Source organism: Kaistella jeonii, from assembly GCF_000812865.1.
GTDB classification, from domain to species: Bacteria; Bacteroidota; Bacteroidia; order Flavobacteriales; family Weeksellaceae; genus Kaistella; species Kaistella jeonii.
In genome coordinates, this window is record NZ_JSYL01000017.1 from 15,009 (window position 1) to 32,964 (window position 17,956).

At 36.0% G+C, this 17,956-nt stretch carries 18 protein-coding genes; 1 reads left to right on the forward strand and 17 read right to left on the reverse strand.

Features of this window, described 5'->3' with window-relative positions; translation table 11 throughout:
• Positions 1 to 94: 94 nt before the first annotated feature.
• The 11 genes from nuoH to OA86_RS14485 form a co-directional block, all read right to left on the reverse strand.
• Positions 95 to 1,168: an NADH-quinone oxidoreductase subunit NuoH gene (nuoH, locus tag OA86_RS14435; RefSeq protein ID WP_039354777.1), complete on the reverse strand. Its 1,074-nt coding sequence runs from the start codon at positions 1,166 to 1,168 to the stop codon at positions 95 to 97.
• 36 nt (positions 1,169 to 1,204) lie between these two features.
• Positions 1,205 to 2,242 (reverse strand): NADH-quinone oxidoreductase subunit G, encoded by a 1,038-nt coding sequence (locus tag OA86_RS14440; protein WP_039354780.1) that lies wholly within the window; start codon positions 2,240 to 2,242, stop codon positions 1,205 to 1,207.
• 36 nt (positions 2,243 to 2,278) lie between these two features.
• Complete coding sequence (locus tag OA86_RS14445; RefSeq protein WP_039354821.1) at positions 2,279 to 3,109, reverse strand: hypothetical protein; 831 nt, start codon at positions 3,107 to 3,109, stop codon at positions 2,279 to 2,281.
• Between the two features lie 49 nt (positions 3,110 to 3,158).
• Entirely contained in the window at positions 3,159 to 4,514 is a 1,356-nt protein-coding gene (nuoF, locus tag OA86_RS14450; protein WP_039354782.1) for an NADH-quinone oxidoreductase subunit NuoF, read from the reverse strand.
• Positions 4,515 to 4,529: 15 nt separating this feature from the next.
• Positions 4,530 to 5,039: an NADH-quinone oxidoreductase subunit NuoE family protein gene (locus tag OA86_RS14455; protein ID WP_039354785.1), complete on the reverse strand. Its 510-nt coding sequence runs from the start codon at positions 5,037 to 5,039 to the stop codon at positions 4,530 to 4,532.
• A gap of 120 nt (positions 5,040 to 5,159) precedes the next feature.
• Complete coding sequence (gene nuoD, locus OA86_RS14460) at positions 5,160 to 6,383, reverse strand: NADH dehydrogenase (quinone) subunit D (protein WP_039354824.1); 1,224 nt, start codon at positions 6,381 to 6,383, stop codon at positions 5,160 to 5,162.
• Between the two features lie 79 nt (positions 6,384 to 6,462).
• Positions 6,463 to 6,963, reverse strand: coding sequence for an NADH-quinone oxidoreductase subunit C (locus OA86_RS14465; RefSeq protein WP_039354788.1), 501 nt, complete (start codon positions 6,961 to 6,963; stop codon positions 6,463 to 6,465).
• Between the two features lie 3 nt (positions 6,964 to 6,966).
• Positions 6,967 to 7,524: an NADH-quinone oxidoreductase subunit B gene (locus OA86_RS14470; protein WP_039354791.1), complete on the reverse strand. Its 558-nt coding sequence runs from the start codon at positions 7,522 to 7,524 to the stop codon at positions 6,967 to 6,969.
• A gap of 56 nt (positions 7,525 to 7,580) precedes the next feature.
• Positions 7,581 to 7,952: an NADH-quinone oxidoreductase subunit A gene (locus OA86_RS14475; RefSeq protein WP_039354794.1), complete on the reverse strand. Its 372-nt coding sequence runs from the start codon at positions 7,950 to 7,952 to the stop codon at positions 7,581 to 7,583.
• 117 nt (positions 7,953 to 8,069) lie between these two features.
• Positions 8,070 to 8,258, reverse strand: a complete 189-nt coding sequence (locus OA86_RS14480; protein ID WP_039354797.1) for a hypothetical protein — start codon at positions 8,256 to 8,258, stop codon at positions 8,070 to 8,072.
• A 28-nt stretch (positions 8,259 to 8,286) separates the two neighbouring features.
• Positions 8,287 to 9,411, reverse strand: a complete 1,125-nt coding sequence (locus OA86_RS14485) for a GTP cyclohydrolase (protein WP_039354800.1) — start codon at positions 9,409 to 9,411, stop codon at positions 8,287 to 8,289.
• A 110-nt stretch (positions 9,412 to 9,521) separates the two neighbouring features.
• Here OA86_RS14485 and OA86_RS14490 point away from each other — a divergent pair, with 110 nt between their 5' ends.
• The gene (locus OA86_RS14490; protein WP_039354803.1) at positions 9,522 to 10,229 is read left to right on the forward strand and encodes a zinc metallopeptidase; all 708 of its coding nucleotides are present in this window, start codon (positions 9,522 to 9,524) and stop codon (positions 10,227 to 10,229) included.
• A gap of 72 nt (positions 10,230 to 10,301) precedes the next feature.
• Here the strand turns inward: OA86_RS14490 and OA86_RS15740 are convergent, their stop codons facing one another.
• The 6 genes from OA86_RS15740 to OA86_RS14520 form a co-directional block, all read right to left on the reverse strand.
• Complete coding sequence (locus tag OA86_RS15740; protein WP_039354806.1) at positions 10,302 to 10,907, reverse strand: IMPACT family protein; 606 nt, start codon at positions 10,905 to 10,907, stop codon at positions 10,302 to 10,304.
• A 30-nt stretch (positions 10,908 to 10,937) separates the two neighbouring features.
• Positions 10,938 to 11,960, reverse strand: coding sequence for a bifunctional diaminohydroxyphosphoribosylaminopyrimidine deaminase/5-amino-6-(5-phosphoribosylamino)uracil reductase RibD (gene ribD, locus OA86_RS15745; protein WP_039354808.1), 1,023 nt, complete (start codon positions 11,958 to 11,960; stop codon positions 10,938 to 10,940).
• Positions 11,961 to 12,049: 89 nt separating this feature from the next.
• Positions 12,050 to 12,649 carry an HI_0983 family protein gene (locus OA86_RS14505; protein ID WP_039354811.1) on the reverse strand — a complete coding sequence of 200 codons (600 nt, stop codon included), beginning with the start codon at positions 12,647 to 12,649 and terminating at the stop codon, positions 12,050 to 12,052.
• 10 nt (positions 12,650 to 12,659) lie between these two features.
• Positions 12,660 to 14,696, reverse strand: coding sequence for a DUF349 domain-containing protein (locus OA86_RS14510; RefSeq protein WP_082017344.1), 2,037 nt, complete (start codon positions 14,694 to 14,696; stop codon positions 12,660 to 12,662).
• Positions 14,697 to 14,772: 76 nt separating this feature from the next.
• A complete protein-coding gene (locus OA86_RS14515; protein WP_039354814.1) occupies positions 14,773 to 15,510 on the reverse strand; it encodes a shikimate dehydrogenase family protein in 738 nt (245 codons plus the stop codon).
• Positions 15,511 to 15,579: 69 nt separating this feature from the next.
• Positions 15,580 to 17,622, reverse strand: coding sequence for an endonuclease (locus tag OA86_RS14520; RefSeq protein WP_052257546.1), 2,043 nt, complete (start codon positions 17,620 to 17,622; stop codon positions 15,580 to 15,582).
• Between the last annotated feature and the right edge of the window lie 334 nt (positions 17,623 to 17,956).

Consider the following 17,956-nt stretch of genomic DNA (forward strand, 5'->3'; position numbering starts at 1 on the left):
ATTATACCCGCTTTCCGTTCTATCTCATGCTCGTCCTTCGTCCTTACAAGAGGATGCCACTGCAATCGGGGCTAAAATTACGTTTTCTTTTTTCTTATTTCATAAAATGGTCGTACGCCAAAATAATTGCGCCGGTTGCCATTAAATTAAATAATGCGATCGGGATCAGTTTTTTCCAGCCTAAATGCATCAACTGATCGTATCTGAATCTTGGCAAAGTCCATCTGATCCACATAAATACAAAAATTCCGAAGAATGTTTTCATTAAAAATACAATGACAGATAAAATACCGGCAGCATTTTCACCCCAATGATTCGTCACCCAGTCAATTCCCGGATAATTATAACCACCAAGAAATAAAACCACGATCAAAGCATTTGAGATAAACATATTTACATATTCGCCGAACATGTATAAACCTAATTTCATAGATGAATATTCAGTATGATAACCGTTGACCAACTCATTTTCACATTCCGGCAGATCGAAAGGCGCTCTGTTCGTTTCAGCCAAAGCCGCTACAAAAAAGATAATGAAAGCGATCGGCTGGTAAAAGATATTCCAGTTCATTCCGGAGATCTCTGGAACAAAACCCCAGATTTTACCGTGAGTTTGCTGTTCTACGATCACCTTTAAATCTAAAGATCCTGCCATCATAATAATTGCAATGATCGAAAGACCCATCGCTAATTCGTAAGAAATCATCTGCGAACTTGCACGAATTGCTCCGATCAAAGAGAACTTATTATTTGAAGCCCAACCTCCGATCATAATTCCGTACACTCCGATGGAAACCATTCCTACCAAATATAGAACACCGATATCAACATTCGCAACCTGTAGATCGAAAGAAGTTCCGCCGATATTCAGCGTTTTCCCCCAAGGAATCACAGCTCCCGTGATCAATGAAATAAACATTACTAATGACGGACCTACAATAAAGAGAAATTTTTCTGCGGCGGCAGGTGTAAAATCTTCTTTGAAGAAAAATTTACCACCATCTGCAAGTGGTTGCAATAAACCAAAAGGTCCTGAACGATTCGGCCCGATTCTGTCCTGCATAATAGCAGCAACTTTTCGTTCAGCCCAGGTAGAGTAGGCTGCAACAGTAAGTGCCAGTATAAACAAAGCAAGAACAAGTATGATTTTAAAAGTTAATAAACCCATTATTTTTTATAAAATTTGACATTCAAAAATTGAATGTTACATTAATTTGAAATTATTATCAGTTTGGTTGTCAGATATTTCGTCATCTTTTTCGTTCAATTCTTTTGCGTCAGGATTATCAAGCAAACTAACCATATTTTTAGGTTTTTCGTAATGATTTAAGGAAATCACAGAATGTCTATCGATATGTCTAGGTCCTTCAATGTCCCACAATTTAATATCTTTTCTTTCCCAACGGCATTCATTACAAATCCAGTCTACGATTTCGTCATATTGGTCTTTTCTTGCAGTAACTCTGATAATTTCGTCGCCTTTCATCCAAAGAACAGCTTTCCCTGAACATTTTTCACATTTACAGGTGGCGTTCATCGGTTTTGTAAACCAAACTCTGCTTGCAAATCTTGAAGTTCTGTCTGTTAAAGCTCCAACCGGACAAACATCAATTACGTTTCCGATGAAATCATTGTCTAAAGCTTTATTAAGATAGGTAGAAATTTCTGCAACTTCGCCTCTAAATAAAATTCCATGTTCTCTTGTTTCTGTAAGTTGGTTTGCTGCCAAAACACATCTTGCACACAAAATACAACGATTCATGTGAAGTTTAATGTTCGGACCAATATCTTCAGGTTCGAAAGTTCTTCTTTCAAATTCAGTTCTTGTTCCTTCTACACCGTGTTCGTATCCCAAATCCTGAAGATGGCATTCTCCGGCTTGATCACAAACGGGGCAATCTAAAGGGTGATTGATCAATAAAAATTCGGTTACGGCTTTTCTTGCTTCCTGAGTTTTTTCGGAGGTTAAGTTTTTTACTTCCATTCCGTCCATCACACCAGTTCTACAACTTGCGACCAATTTTGGCATCGGTCGCGAATCTGCATCAGAACCTTTAGAAACTTCTACCAAACAAGTTCTGCATCTACCGCCACTTGTTTCAAGCGGTTTGTAATAGCACATTGCAGGCGGTACAGATTTTCCTCCGATTTGTCTCGCAGCTTCCAAAATGGAAGTTCCGGGCAAAACTTCAGTCGTTTGTCCGTCGATGGTTATCTTGAATTTTTTAATTTCTTCGCTCATAATATCGCTATTGGCTTTTTGCTTGTGGCAATCGGCTTATTTATTATTTTTCCTTGTATTAAAAGTGTATCCAACACCCAAAAGAACCTGTCCGAATACAAAATCCTGACTTGCTTTATCAGGTTTATTATTTAAAGTCGTTTTAATATCCCACATATTGATGTAACCTGCTTTTGCTTCAAGTCTTGCCATCCAGTGATTCCAAAAAACTAAATTTAAACTCGTTCTTACATCGGTTCCAATACCTGCAACATGAAAACGGTCGCTTCTTTCGTTACCAAATAATTTTACATTACTCTTTGGGAACATTACTCCGATTCCTGCACCGTAAGACCAAATCAGATCTATTTTATCTTTATTAATAAGATTTTTATATTTTTCTAAACCTAAGTTTTCATAGTTCAATCCGTCAGTATGCTCAAATGTAAGGAAATTTTCGTCTGCTAAATTAACTTGTCCGTTCTCTACATACGCTGCATATTTCGGATCACTTATATTTCCGGAGAAATTAACGCTCTGATTTTGATCCATCACATATTTCATATGATCTATTCCCAAAACTAAAGCTAAATCATCTTTCAAAAAATAGCCTATTCTCACATCATATTGCGCTACGGTAAACCAAGCCGGATCAAAATAAACGATTCCAAAAGGCGTCGGTCGGTCGTGTGCAACTACATTATCCAGTTGAAAATCATATCCATTTCCTTTAAAGTGAATATCCGATTTGCTAAAAGCGCCTCTGTTCCAACCGAAGAAAACGAACATTTGTCCTTTTTTTGATAACGGTTCTGGTTTAGGATGATCCTGCCCAAAGGCAAAACTAAATCCTAAAAATAGTACTGATAAAATTATTACTTTCTTCATTTTTAAAAGAACGTTCTGTTCTTTATATCTTCTAAATAAAACTTCTTTTTTATTCCGCTTTTGCAGCAACTGGTATTGGATCTGCGTAATTCGCCAATCCATAATTTCTTGTTTGAGATTCCGGATTATCAATATACCATTCAAACTCATCGCGGAAATGACGAATTGCTGCTGCAACCGGCCAAGCTGCGGCATCACCGAGTGGACAAATCGTATTTCCTTCAATCTTTCTTTGAACATCCCAAAGCAAATCGATATCTGCCATTGTTCCGGTTCCGTTTGCGATTTTGGTGAGAATTCTCCACATCCAACCCGTTCCTTCACGACAAGGTGTACATTGACCACAACTTTCGTGCATATAAAAATGAGATAAAGTCAAAGTATGTTTAACCACAGACTGATCTTCATCCAAAACAATAAATCCTCCTGAACCCATCATGGTTCCAGTGGCAAAACCACCATCTGCAAGAGATTCATAATTCATTATTCTCGGTTCACCATTAATGGTTTTCAATAACAAATTTGCCGGAACAATTGGCACTGAACTTCCACCTGGAATACAGGCTTTCAATTTTTTACCATTCGGAATTCCACCACAATATTCATCAGAATAAATAAATTCCTCTACCGAAATGGTCATGTCAATTTCATAAACGCCCGGTTTGTTAATGTTTCCACAAGCTGAAATTAATTTTGTTCCTGTAGATCTTCCCACCCCGATTTTCGCGTATTCTGCACCGCTAATATTAATGATCGGAACAACTGCTGCAATCGTCTCAACATTATTCACAACAGTTGGGCATTCCCAAAGTCCTTTCACCGCCGGAAATGGTGGTTTCAAACGAGGATTTCCTCTTTTTCCTTCCAGAGATTCTAAAAGTGCAGTTTCTTCACCACAAATATATGCTCCAGCACCGAGTTGTACATAAATTTCTAAATCGTAACCAGTACCTAAAATATTTTTTCCTAAAAATCCTGCTTTTTTTGCTTCTTCAATAGCTTCTTCCAAAATATCTGGAATCCATGAATATTCTCCGCGAATGTAGATGTAAGCAGTATTTGCACCCAGAGCGAAAGAGGAAATAATCATTCCTTCGATCAAAAGATGGGGCAAAAATTCCATTAAATAACGGTCTTTGAAAGTTCCCGGTTCAGATTCATCGGCATTTACAACCAAATATCTCGCAACGCCTTCTGGTTTTGCCAGAAAGCTCCATTTCATTCCTGTGGGGAAACCTGCACCACCACGACCACGAAGCCCGGAAATTTTCACTTCTTCGGTAATTGCGTCGGGAGTCATTTTGAGGGCTTTTTCTACAGCGTCGTAACCGCCTTGTTTGCGGTAAACGTCGAAGTATCTGATTCCTTCTATATGTGCGTCTTTAAGTAAAAGTTTTTTACTCATTTTTATTAATAAAAATTAATCCAAAGCAATCTGTCCCTGTCTGCAAAGCTCAAGGATCTCGTTTACTTTTTCTTTTGTTAAATGTTCGTGATAAAATTTCCCCAACTGCATCATCGGTGCGTAACCGCATGCTCCAAGACATTCCGCTGTTTTCAACGTGAAAAGTCCGTCGGCAGAAGTTTCCCCGTTTTTAATATTGAGGGTTTCTTTAATATGATTGATGATATCATGGCTTCCATTCAGCATACAAGGTCCGGTTTGACAAACTTCCAAAACATATTTTCCCATCGGTTTCATGTTGAACATGGTGTAGAATGTCGCAACTTCATACACTTCGATCGGTTTAATGTTTAGAATCTCTGCAACGTAATCCATTACAGGAACAGCGAGCCAGCCGCCGAATTCTTTTTGCGCTAAATGTAAAATAGGAATTAGAGCAGATTTCTGTTTTCCTTCCGGGTATCTTGCGATTATTTTATGAACCTGTTCTAATGTTTCAGGTTTAAAAACTATATTTTCGCTCACTTTTTATGATTTTAAATTTTAAATTTTAGATTTTTAATTCTAAAATTTAAGTTTTTTAATATTAATTGATATTGATCTCGAGAATATTTTAAAATCTCTAAATCCAAAATTTATAATTTCTTAAGCATCCAGTTCTCCAGCGATCACATTCAGACTACTCAAAGTTACTACCGCGTCAGAAATTACAGAACCTGTAATCATTTCCGGATAAGCTTGATAGTAAATAAAGCAAGGTCTTCTGAAGTGCAATCTGTAAGGTGATCTTCCACCGTCGCTTACGAGATAGAATCCTAATTCTCCGTTTCCGCCTTCTACGGCGTGATATACTTCACCTTTCGGAACTTCCGTTTCTCCCATTACAATTTTGAAATGGTAAATTAAAGCTTCCATTTTGGTATATACATCTGCTTTTTCCGGCAAATAGAATTCAGGAACATCTGCGTGGAAAGGTCCTTCCGGCAGATTATCCATTGCTTGCTGAATAATTTTTAAACTTTCCCACATTTCACCTTGACGAACCATAAAACGGTCGTACGTATCTCCGGAAGTGCCAACAGGAATATTAAAATCGAAATCTTCGTAAGAAGAGTAGGGCGTTGCAACCCGTACATCGTAATCAACTCCTGCAGCGCGTAAGTTAGGACCTGTAAATCCGTAATTTAAAGCACGTTCAGCAGTAATTGAACCGGCACCGATGGTACGGTCCATAAAAATTCTGTTTCTCTCTAATAAATCTCCGAATTCTTTGAATCTCGCTGGAAAAGTTTTTAAAAAGTCGCGAACCAGTTCATGAAATTTTGGAGTGAAATCTCTTTCAAAACCGCCAATTCTTCCCATGTTTGTTGTCAAACGTGCACCACAAACCTGTTCGTACATATCGTAGATCTTTTCACGATCCTGAAACATATACGTAAATCCGGTTAAAGCTCCGGTATCAACTCCGGTTACGGCGTTACATACGATGTGATCGGCAATACGCGCTAGTTCCATCATGATAACCCGCATGTATTGTACGCGTTTTGGAACTTCAACTCCTAATAATTTTTCAACCGTCATGTGCCATCCAATATTATTAATTGGAGAAGAGCAGTAATTTAGACGGTCGGTTAAAGTTGTGATCTGCGTAAAATTTCTTCTTTCAGATATTTTTTCAAAAGCACGGTGAATATATCCAACAGTTTGTTCGGAATGGAGAATTTTCTCTCCGTCCATTGTCAGAATATTTTGAAAAATCCCGTGGGTTGCAGGGTGCGTCGGTCCTAAATTGAGGGTGTATAACTGACCATCGATCTGTTCCTTTGTTTCGTACTGCGTTAATATATTGGAGAGTGCGTTGTCTTTCATATTTTTATGATTGATAATTGATTTCGATAAATGATTTGATTTAAAACCGATCATCACTTATCACTGATCATTTATTATTTTACCTGCCGAACATTACATCATCTTTATCGGTTCTTGTGCCATCTTCCAAAGGATATTGTTTCAACATTGGATGATAACCGAGACCCGGATCATTCAGGATTACCCTTAAATCAGGATGACCTTTAAATTTAATTCCGTAGAAATCAAAAGTTTCGCGTTCCATCCAGTTTGCACCAGCAAAAAGATCAGTTAATGAATCTACTTCTGCATTTTCAAAAGGCATAAAGGTTTTCAGACGGATCCGAAGATTTTCAACTAAATTGTGAAGGTGGTAAATTATACCTAATTCTTTTTCAGGCATTTCTGGGTGGTGAATTCCGCAAATATCGGTAAGGAAATTAAAACCTAAAGAACTGTCCTTCATGTGATGAACAACTTTCTTAAGGTCTTCTTTTTTAAGTTCTAAAGTCAACATTCCGTAAGGTTCTGAACTTGAAATTACTGACTCCGGAAATTCTCTCGTAATAGCTTCTAAAACAAAATTATTGGTAAATTCCATACATTAATTGATATTAAAAGATTCCAATAATTCTTTATATTGAGGAAGATCTCTTCTTCTTAAACTTTCACTTTCTGCTAAAGCCTGAACCTGCATGAATCCCTCTAAAATTTGCTCTGGTCTTGGTGGACATCCTGGAACATAAACATCTACAGGAATTACTCTGTCGATTCCCTGAAGAACTGAATAAGAATCGAAAATCCCACCACTTGAAGCACATGCTCCAACTGCGATCACCCATTTTGGTTCCGCCATTTGAGTGTAAACTTCCTTCAAAATCGGTCCTAATTTTTTAGAAATTGTTCCGCAAACCATCAAAACATCGGCTTGTCTTGGAGAGAAACTCATTCTTTCTCCACCGAAACGAGCCAAATCGTAGTTGGGTCCCATCGTCGCCATAAATTCAATTCCACAACATGAAGTTGCGAAAGGAAGCGGCCAAAGAGAAAGCGAGCGAGCCATACCAATCAAATTATTCAAATTGGTTGCGAAAAAACCTTCTCCTTCAAGTCCCGGAGGAGCAGGAGCGTTTGTATTTATTTTTGGTGTATTTTCTGACATTTTAATTTAATTTTTTAAAAGAAACTTTAAATCAATTTAATTGACAAAATTCAATTTTACTTGTCCCAATCGAGAGCGCCACGTTTTAAAACGTATAGAAATCCTAAAAAGAAAATGGCTACAAATGTAGAAACTGCTAGAAATCCCTCTAATCCAAATTCCCGGAAATTAACCGCGTAAGGATAGAAAAATACAATTTCAATATCAAAAAGAACAAAAAGAATCGCCGTTAAAAAATACCGGATAGAAAAAGGAGTTCTCGCGTCGCCTTCACTTTCTATACCACATTCAAACGATTTATTTTTATTAACGGTACTGTCTTGCTGTCTTGGCCCTAAAAAATGGGCTCCTAACAGAGAAATCGCTACAAAACCAATGGCAACCAAAGCTTGGATGATAATCGGTATATAATTTTCAGGTAAATTCATTACTACATTATTTTCTCAATCTGCAAATTTAACGAATAAAGATGTAAAGCGGAAATATATGCTTCCCAAATATGATTGAAATAGACTATTTGTTTAATTTAGAACTATTAAAAACAACTATTTTTTACCCGTATCCTTCAACCTTTTCAAAACAGTATAAGCAACGTAACCAATGTATAAAAATAGAAAGCTGGCAAAAAGAATATTGATCACACTGTTAACTCTTTCATCCTGAACCTGAAAGAACTGGTTGTATGCAACAAAGGCTAAAATGATAACGACGTAGATGATAAGTTGTTTCTTCATTGGTGTAAAATAGATAAAAAGTTGAAAATTAAAGTTCCAAAGAATAGGTTCTTCTTCGCTTGTGATTGGTTGGATTATAATCTTGCCAAAGTGCCTGAACACCTTTGTTTTCCTCTAGTTCTGGGTTCGTTTCAGCAAACTTAACTCCCATCTTATTGAACCGCACGAAGATCTCTTTAAATATGATCGCTGTAACTCCGCGACGTTGATATTCGGGATGAATGCCGATCAAATAAAAATTGGCGCGGTCATTTTTCTTTCCTGCCTGTAAAAAATGCCACCATCCAAAAGGGAATAATTTCCCTTTAGATTTTTGCAAAGCTCTGGAATAAGAAGGCATCGTAACAGCAAAAGAAACCAACTGATGATTTTCGTCTTCCACACAAATTATATAATTTTTATCGATGAACGGGAAATATTTTTCCTTGTACGTTTTTATCTGTTCATCGGTAATTGGGGTATAAGTAGAAAGGGTGTTGTAGGTTTGATCCAACAATTTGAACATCGGTTCGATGTACGGAATGATCTCTTTTTTATTTTTAAAATCGAGAACTTTCAGCTTGTACTTCTGAGCTACTAATTCGCTGAATTTTTTTACTTTTTCAGACAAAACCGTCGGGAAATCCATTTCATATTCTACCCATTCTTTTTCCTTGACTAAACCTAATTTTTCTAAATGTTGAGCATAATATTCAAAATTATACAATCCGATCATCGTCGCTAACTTATCGAAACCCATGATCAGCATTCCGGCTTTATCGAGATTCGTAAATCCCATCGGACCTTCAATTTTTTTGATATTTCTCTCTTTTGCAAAATCGATCGCCATTTTGATAAGCGCTTCAGAAACTTCAAAGTCATTAATGAAATCGAGCCAGCCAAAGCGTACTTTGCTGATTCCCAATTCTTTTTCCTCGTTATGGTTCCATATTACTGCAATTCTTCCGGCAATTTTTCCGTCTTTATAAGCGAGAAACTTTTTCGCATCTGAAAATTGTAACGCAGGGTTTTCTTTGGGGTCCCAAATGTTTTTTTCATCATTAATTAAAGACGGGACATAATTGTTATTATTTTTATAAAGTTCCATCGGAAATTTGATGAACTTTTTTAGATCAGTTTCTGTTTTTACTTCAGTTATTGAGACTTGCGACATGCGGTTATTGTTTGAAAAAACAAATATAAATTATTAATACAGATATAAAAACTTTGGCACGTTTTTTACAGCTAAGAAGGCAATTTCAAAATACATAAATACAAGTAAAAATGACAGGATATTATTTGATAATAGGTGTTTCGATGTTAATCAGTTGGTTGGTTTCATCAAAACTGAAATCTAAATTTGCCTATTATTCTCAAGTTCATCTTCGAAACGGAATGTCAGGAAAAGAAATTGCAGAAAAAATGTTGCGTGACAATGGAATTAATGATGTACAGGTAATTTCAGTTCCAGGTCAGTTGACCGATCATTATAATCCTGCAGATAAAACAGTTAATCTTTCAGAAGGAGTTTACATGCAGAGAAACGCAGCAGCAGCGGCAGTTGCAGCACATGAATGTGGTCACGCTGTACAACATGCTGTTGGATATTCGATGTTAAAACTTCGGTCAACATTAGTTCCGATGGTCAACATCAGTTCCAGATTAATGCAATTTGTTTTGATGGGCGGAATTGTTTTAATGTTTGCCACCAGATCAATCGATAATCCTAATGGAAACACGACCGTTTTAGCAATTGGTGTTGCATTGTTCGCATTTACAACCCTATTTTCATTCGTTACTTTACCAGTAGAATACGATGCGAGTAACAGAGCGATGAAATGGCTGAAAGATACCGGAACCGTAACTGCTGAAGAATATGTTGGTGTGAAAGATTCTCTAACTTGGGCGGCGAGAACTTATGTTGTTGCGGCAATTGGTTCTTTAGCACAATTAATGTATTGGGCATCAATGTTAATGGGAAGAAGAGATTAGACGAGCCAAGTAAAAAGTATAAAGAGCCAAATTTGGTGTAAAGTTTCAAGAATTTTTAGGGAATTTATTATATCAAAGGAATTTAAAAGTAATATTTTGCATCTCGGACAATTGTTCCGAGATGTTTTCTTTTTGAGAAGTATTGATTTTTGCGATGATTTTGCATTGTTCTTCAGAAAGAAAATCTAGTATTTTTCCCTCGAATTTATTAAGTAAGGTGAAAATTTGGTTTTGTTTATCGAAATTAAATTCAATTTCCAGATCACTTTCTAAATCTTTGGTGATAATTTCACCTTCCTCCAAAGTCAGTTTTGCAGATTCCTTGTAGGCTTTAACCAAACCCGAAACGCCTAGTTTCGTACCGCCGTAATATCGAACAATAATTAGTAAAATGTTGGTCAATTCATTCGCAAGAAGTTGATTGTAAATGGGTAATCCTGCACTTCCGTTTGGTTCGCCGTCGTCATTTGCGCGGTAATTTTCGCCTTGAATCCCGAGTCGAAAAGCGTAACAGTGATGCGTTGCTTTCGGATGTTCGCTTCTAATTTTTTCTAAACTCACTTTTAATTCTACCTCATTGTTCACCGGAAACGCAAAGCCAATAAACTTGCTGCCTTTTTCTTTGAGCAAGATATTTTCAATAGGTTTTTTAATGGTTTTAAAACTGAAGTTTTCCAATATTTTTTAGTTTAGTAAAATTTAAATAAATTATTTATTGCTGTAAAACTCAACCATATTATCCCGGAAATTTTCAGTTTTATAAGGTTCAAAATTAAATTCCGGTGCTTTGGTTCCACTTCCGACATTCAGATTTTCATTCTTGATGATGATCGCTTCGTCCCAAAGACCAGCTTTAATAAATTGAGTCAGGGTAAAACTTCCACCTTCAATAATTACTGACTGAATTTGCTCCTCATATAATTTCTGCATTAAGTTTTCCAGGAAATTTTCCTTTCCTATTTTAATTAATTTTACATTCTCTTCTATTGAATTTTTCTCTGCATTAAAAACCAAAGTTGGCGCTTTGTCGTTGTAAATTTTGAAATCTCTCGGAACTTTTAAACTGAGATCGATCAGAATTCTCACCGGATTTCGCCCTGAAATTTCGCGCGTGGTCAAACTTGGATGATCAGACAATGCAGTTTGCGTTCCTACCAAAATTGCATGTTCTTCACTTCGCATTGTATGAACAAATTGTTTCACTAATCCATTACTGATTTGGGTTCTTTTAAAATCTTTGTCCAGAAAACCATCGTTTGATTGCGCCCATTTCAAAATAATGAAAGGTCTATTCTTCTGATGAAAAGTAAAGAACCTTTTATTCAATTCCCGGCATTCTTTTTCTAAAACTCCTGAAATGACTTCTATTCCTGCTTCTTCTAAAATCTGTTTTCCTTTTCCGTTTACTTTTTCATGAGAATCTAACGTTCCAATGACTACTTTTTTGAAACCCATTTCTATAATTTTATTGGCACAAGGTGGCGTTTTTCCAAAATGGGAGCAAGGTTCAAGCGAGACGTAGATCGTAGAATCCTTTAATAAGTCTTTATTGACAACCGAATTGATCGCATTAATTTCTGCATGATTTTCTCCGGCTTTTGCATGAAATCCTTCTCCAATAATTGTATCATTATAAACGATCACACTTCCAACCAAAGGATTAGGATACGTTTTCCCCAAAGCTTTTTTGGCAAGCTCAATGCAGCGTTTCATGTAAATCTGGTCGGTCATTCTAGAATTAATTGAGGTTTGAAAAGCGATAATTTGCTAAAAAAACACCCAACAATTTGTCGAGTGTTTTGGTAATTATTTTTGTAAAATTATTTTCCGGCGGGTAAAGCAGCGACTTTAATTTCTGGAATTTTATATTCGATCATATTGGTCATCAAACGATCTCTTTCTTTTCCCAAAGATTTCGCGGCAGATTTCAGATCTCCATAACTTCTTTTCGCGTAAGAAAGTATAAGAAAACTTTTTTGCGTTCCAGTATCAAACTGCTTAAATCGATAAACATTATATTCTACGTAAGAATCGCCTTTTGATGGAGCTTCAGAAATAAAATAATCGACAATGTATTCTTTTCCATCCGGACTTTCAGATACATTTACTTTCGCGAATTTATCTTTTTCTGCTCTGCTTTGGATCGATTCTACTTTTTGTCTTACGGCCAGTTCGATATCAATTTCTTTATTAAAAAAAGAGAAGTCGAGGAGTTGCGTGAAATTTTCAATCTGCTCATCTCGCGGTAAAAACTGCTGTCTGTAAAGCGTTTTTGAGGGTTGTTTGCTCCAACTCAGCAAAAATTCTGTTCCATCTAGATCGATCGGTCCGGGAACTGAAATTAAATCTACCACATTTTCCTGCGCTTTGATAAATCCTAAACTTGCTATGAACAGCAATAAAAATATTTTTTTGATCATAACGCTTTGATTAATTTTCTCCCGAAAGAATACTGTGGAGCGTTTGCTTCATACTTTCAAGTTCAGATTTCTTGTCATCAATTCGCTCGTAGGTTTCTTTTAATAAAGGATTTTCGCGCGTTGAATTTTTGAAGAATCCTAAATTATTTTCCATTTTCACGATTTCTGCCTCGAGATCTCCAATTTGATTTTTAATTTTTCGGGCTTTGTCGGTAAGCTGATCTTCAGACAAACCTTCTTCTTTCAAACTGTATTCACTAATTTTATTTAGTTTCAACTTATCTCTCAAAGTTTTGTTAAACTCTGTATTGATGGTTAATTTTTCGCGTGGAACTTTTCCGATGTTGTTCCAGCTGGTTTTGATGTGTTCTATTTTTTCAACACTTCCTTCTTGGTCTGTAACTTCTTTCAGCTCGTCGAGAAGTTGTTTTTTATTTTTGTAATTTTCTTTCCAGTTGTCGCTTACTGCATTGTTTTTTTCTCTGTAATTGTTGAAAAAAGTATTACAAGCTTCCCGGAAATCATCCCAAACTTTATTCGTCATACTTCTTGGAACGTGACCGATTGTTTTCCATTCATCCTGAAGTTTTTTGAAAAGAGGAACAATAATTTCCCAATCTTCCGAAAGCATATTGTCTTTTGCAGTGGCAATTAATTTCAGTTTATTATCGAGATTGGTTTGCTGCGAATTTTTCAAACCTTTATAAAATTCGTTTTTCTTTGTATTGAAATTTCGAAGATGTTGCTTAAAATCATTCCAGTTTTGATTAGAAACTTTTCTTGGAACACTTCCGAGTTTTAAAAATTCAGTTCTTAGATCTTCAATTTTTTTGATGGAATTCTGCCAGTAATTATGATTTGCTTCTTTTTCTGGGTTGCAGATCTTTTTAATTTCCTCGATGATCTTAGTTTTCTTTTCGAGGTTTTCAGCTTGTTCTCCGTCTATTTGCGCAGAAAGTTCACCTTTTCTATCGTGAATTCTGTTCGAAATCTCTTTGAACTCATCCCAGGTTTTCTCCCGGAATTCCTCTGCTACAGGTTCAGCTTCTTCTTTCCAGAGCTTATGCAGATATTGCAGTTCATTCAGCGCTTTTTGCACGGCAGGTTCAGTTTCCAGAACTTTTGCCCTGTCGATGATGTGCTGTCTTTTCTCCAAATTATGGGCATATTCCTGCTCCATATATTCTTTGTTCATATCCAGCATTTGATAGAATTGATTCAAATGGTGGAAATAATTATTATTCAGGATTTTAAACTCTGATTTCGCTACTTGTCCAGCATTTTTCCAGTCTTCTTTAATGGTACGAATGGCTTTAAAGAGGTTCGTTCCTACCTCAGTATTGGTATAAAGATTTTTAAGTTTTTCTATAATTCCCTGACGTTCTTCTAAATTTTTGGAATGATTGGCTTCCTGTTTTTTGCTGTATTCATCGTTTTTCTCGCGGAACAGGTGAATCAATGCAGAAAGTTTGGTTTGAGCAGGATGATGAAAGTTGAAGTTCTCTTCCGCATTTCCAGCGCCAATAAATTCATGTTTTTCATCTTCAATTTCGTCGTGAATAAAATGGTTTGCCTGTTCTTTCAGATGGTTAAAGGTTCTGAAATTTGCACCTGCATCTTCTTTATTAACGATGCTTTCCATTTCTTTCAAAATTTCTGGCAAAGTTAAAGAAGCAGTTTGTTCTAATTCAGTCTCTTCATTTTGATCTGGAGTTGGTTCGCCGTGATCTGCTTTTCCCGGGTCAATTTCTGACAGAACTTTTGTTGTAGGTGTGTTTTCAACTGATTTTTGAGTATCAACATCTGCTTGATGTTCTGGTTTTTCCTGGAGAACTTCCTCCACAACTTCCTCAGAAGGCGATTCGGTTTCTGGTGCAGTAATTTCTTCAGTAATTTCTGAATTTTCAACAGCAACTTCCGCTTCGGAAATATCTACTGTGTATTCTTCCGCAATTTCCGTCGGTTTTTCGGTCATGTTTTCAGTGGAAACCTCTTCAGGAATTGGTTGTTTTTCAGGGTTGTCAGAGATTGAATCTTCTGTGATCATAGCAGGCTTTTTATTAGAATTAAAGGGCAGAAATTAATTTTGTTTCATTTGTGTGTAAACAGAGCACTAAATTAATCTATTTTTTTTGAAAATTCCAAATTTCCCAATTTTTTTCTGCCTGCTGCTCAAGCATATAATATCCGTTCGCAGTTTTCGCCCCTTTTTCAGAAGCTTTTTTAATGAAAGAAGTGTAATTGGGATTGTAAATGAGGTCGATAATCAAATGTTTTTCGGTCATTCCTTCAAAGGGAAAATCCAGACGATCTTCTACATTTGGAAAAGTTCCAACCGGTGTACACTGAATAATTAATGGGTTTTCAGCGACTATTTCCTTCGTAATATTTTCAAAATTTAATTCCGTATTTCTAGAAACTGTTTGGAAGGGAATATTATATTTTTTTAAAACATATTGAACCGCTTTTGCTGCACCTCCATTTCCTAAAATCAAAGCAGAATCGTGAAATTTTTTTCGATGAATTAAAAGCGTTTTTTCGAAACCAAAGACATCAGTGTTAAACCCTTTTTTAATATTATCTTTAATCAAAATACAATTCACTGCGCCAATTTCGGCAGCTTCATCACTCAACTCATCTAAATAGGGAAGGATTTTTTCTTTGTACGGAATGGTCACATTTAACCCAATAAGATGTGGACTTTTAAAAATCTCCTCGACTTCCGAAATATCCTTTAAATCAAAAACATCGTAGGAATAATTATTCAACATCAAACGCTGAAATTTATCTTCAAAATATTTTTTCGAAAAGGAGTAGGAAATATTTCTTCCAATAATCCCTAATTTCTTTTGGTCATTCATTCTTCAAAAATAAAAAAAAAGACCAGCAAAACGCTGGTCTTTTCAAATGATTTATTTTATTTCTATTATTTACTGTATAAGAAATTTAGCAGTTTGAGTTCCAGCTTTTAAGATATACATTCCTTTTGGTAAATTTTTTAATGCTATTTTGCTCGAATTTTTAAAAGGTTGTGCAATACTTTGAACTAATTTTCCAGTGAAATCAAAGATTTGAGCAGTTGCAACTTCTGATAAATTTTTACCGTTTACATTCAATTCGCCATTTCTCACAGGATTTGGATAGATGGATAAAGAATTTTTATCGACACCGCTTTCATTTACCGCAGCTAGATTGTAGCAAGTCCATTTCATGTCATCAATCGCGACTCTATTTGAACTGCTCGAATTTTGCAATCTAATTTCTACGACTCCAGAAATATTGATTCCCGAAATAGTAGTTGTAGTTACTGCTACGCTATATGGAATTGTTTTTCCTGTATCAACATCATTAACGAATATTTTCAATGTTCCAGGACCACCGCTGAATTTCAAGCCAGTAGTTACAGTTAAGTCACCAATTCCATTCGGAACTGATAAAGCAGTAAGGAAACCATTTTTAATAGTAATTGCTTTTCCAACTAGAGTTTGATCGGTTCTTGAATCTTCAGAAGTCCAGGAAATTCCTTTACTCGTCCAGTTATAAGTAGAGTAGGTTGAAGAACTTGCAGGAATAGAGTCGAAATTTTCGTCTCCACAGTTTAATCCAATCGCAAGCGTAGTCGCAGTTACCGTATTACTTTGCGGAGAAAGATTGCCTGCAGCATCTTTTGTTACGACATAAATACTGTATGCAGTGTTAGGATCTAAGTTGGCAACATTGGTAGAAGTAGAAGTTGTAGAACCGTACAAAGCACCATTTACAAAAATGTTATAACCAGCAACTTCGATATTATCTGTCCCTGCACCCCATTGTATTGCAATACTGTTGGTACCGACAGAAGTCACCGCTAAATTGGTCGCCGCAGTTGGAGCTTCAGTATCGATTAAAGTAGTTCCAGAAACGGTATTACTTTGTGGGGAAATATTTCCGGCAGCATCAACTGCATTAACGTAAAAGGTGTAGGTTGTTCCCTGTATTAATCCAGAAACGGAAGAACTGCTTGCAGGTGAATTACTGTGGAAAATGCCATTTACAAAAATCTTATAATAAGAAACTCCAATATTATCTGTAGAAGGAGTCCATGATAAACTTGCAGAAGCAGTAGAAGTGGAGTTCAATACTAAGTTAGTTGGCGTTGAAGGTGCTTCATTATCAATAACTTGAGTTCCCCAAATCGTTTGCACCCATTCTGGATGATCGATGAACGGGTTTCTGTTTTTCTGAAAAACAAAGGATGCATTATTTCTTTCAATTTCACTCGGAGAAACAGGATCCTGAATTGCCCAGCTTAGCAATACATCTTTTTCCCAAGACGTTAAACCAGGATATTCAGTGTTTCCTAACATGCCGCCAGAAGAAAAAGTTGAAAGTTTGGATTCATATCTTGTTACAAAATAAAAAATCATTCTTGCGATATCTCCTTTAAACTCATTGATCGGTTCACAAACAGATCCAGTGTAACCTGGTGAAGTGCTTGGTCCAACTTTAGTTCCGTTTTTTGAAGTAAAGGCAGGACTTGTAACCATTCCAAAAGGATAATTACTTCGCATACCATTTACTTTTCCGTCGGTTGGCCGAATAAAATTAATATCGGAAACCATTGGTGATTTCGAACCGAATAAACTTTGTGGAACAACGTGTTCTCTGTTGTAGCAATCGCCTTCAGAACTATAGTTTCCACATTTTTTTACGCCATGTTGGAAATTGTAAGGATCTGTTCCTGTAGGATTTTCGGAATACATGTCTAAAACTGAACCGTCATTTTCGTAATATTTATCTTTATCTGTGGTTGGATAACCCGTGTAAAGACCATCATAACCTTTATCTTGAGCACCTGCTGTGATAATCTGGCTTAGTTTTGTTTTTAAAGCAGCACCGGTTAAACCTGTAGTGCCATCGTAATAATTTGCTGGAGCTTGTGCAAACCCGAAGGAGAACATAAGTCCTAACAATAAAACAGTAATTTTTTTCATAATAATAAATATAAATTGGGAGGGCAAAGTTATACAAAATTCTAAAGCTAAAATGATATTCTGATAAATATTCTTTTATAGATGATTTATCTCAAATATAACAAGGTTTTTTTTAAAAATATCATACTTTTTGAAGATCGAATTATTCAATTTAGACCAAAAAAGAAGCCGTCTCAAAATAAATTTGAGACGGTTTTTTATTTACTTTTTCAAGACGTTAAATTTTGGATTATAATATATTTTTTCACAATAGTCTAAAAAAGTGCTCCTTTTAAGCAGTTTTCTTCCTTAGATTGTGTGCTAAAGCGTGTAATCCGAACTCTAGTTCTGCTTT

Excerpts from the sequence above, each read along its gene's own strand:
- nuoH (WP_039354777.1), bottom strand. The coding sequence starts at position 1,168 with ATGGGTTTATTAACTTTTAAAATCATACTTGTTCTTGCTTTGTTTATA.
- OA86_RS14440 (WP_039354780.1), bottom strand. The coding sequence starts at position 2,242 with ATGAGCGAAGAAATTAAAAAATTCAAGATAACCATCGACGGACAAACG.
- OA86_RS14445 (WP_039354821.1), bottom strand. The coding sequence starts at position 3,109 with ATGAAGAAAGTAATAATTTTATCAGTACTATTTTTAGGATTTAGTTTT.
- nuoF (WP_039354782.1), bottom strand. The coding sequence starts at position 4,514 with ATGAGTAAAAAACTTTTACTTAAAGACGCACATATAGAAGGAATCAGA.
- nuoD (WP_039354824.1), bottom strand. The coding sequence starts at position 6,383 with ATGAAAGACAACGCACTCTCCAATATATTAACGCAGTACGAAACAAAG.
- OA86_RS14465 (WP_039354788.1), bottom strand. The coding sequence starts at position 6,963 with ATGGAATTTACCAATAATTTTGTTTTAGAAGCTATTACGAGAGAATTT.
- OA86_RS14470 (WP_039354791.1), bottom strand. The coding sequence starts at position 7,524 with ATGTCAGAAAATACACCAAAAATAAATACAAACGCTCCTGCTCCTCCG.
- OA86_RS14475 (WP_039354794.1), bottom strand. The coding sequence starts at position 7,952 with ATGAATTTACCTGAAAATTATATACCGATTATCATCCAAGCTTTGGTT.
- OA86_RS14480 (WP_039354797.1), bottom strand. The coding sequence starts at position 8,258 with ATGAAGAAACAACTTATCATCTACGTCGTTATCATTTTAGCCTTTGTT.
- OA86_RS14485 (WP_039354800.1), bottom strand. The coding sequence starts at position 9,411 with ATGTCGCAAGTCTCAATAACTGAAGTAAAAACAGAAACTGATCTAAAA.
- OA86_RS14490 (WP_039354803.1), top strand. The coding sequence starts at position 9,522 with ATGACAGGATATTATTTGATAATAGGTGTTTCGATGTTAATCAGTTGG.
- ribD (WP_039354808.1), bottom strand. The coding sequence starts at position 11,960 with ATGACCGACCAGATTTACATGAAACGCTGCATTGAGCTTGCCAAAAAA.
- OA86_RS14505 (WP_039354811.1), bottom strand. The coding sequence starts at position 12,649 with ATGATCAAAAAAATATTTTTATTGCTGTTCATAGCAAGTTTAGGATTT.
- OA86_RS14510 (WP_082017344.1), bottom strand. The coding sequence starts at position 14,696 with ATGATCACAGAAGATTCAATCTCTGACAACCCTGAAAAACAACCAATT.
- OA86_RS14515 (WP_039354814.1), bottom strand. The coding sequence starts at position 15,510 with ATGAATGACCAAAAGAAATTAGGGATTATTGGAAGAAATATTTCCTAC.
- OA86_RS14520 (WP_052257546.1), bottom strand. The coding sequence starts at position 17,622 with ATGAAAAAAATTACTGTTTTATTGTTAGGACTTATGTTCTCCTTCGGG.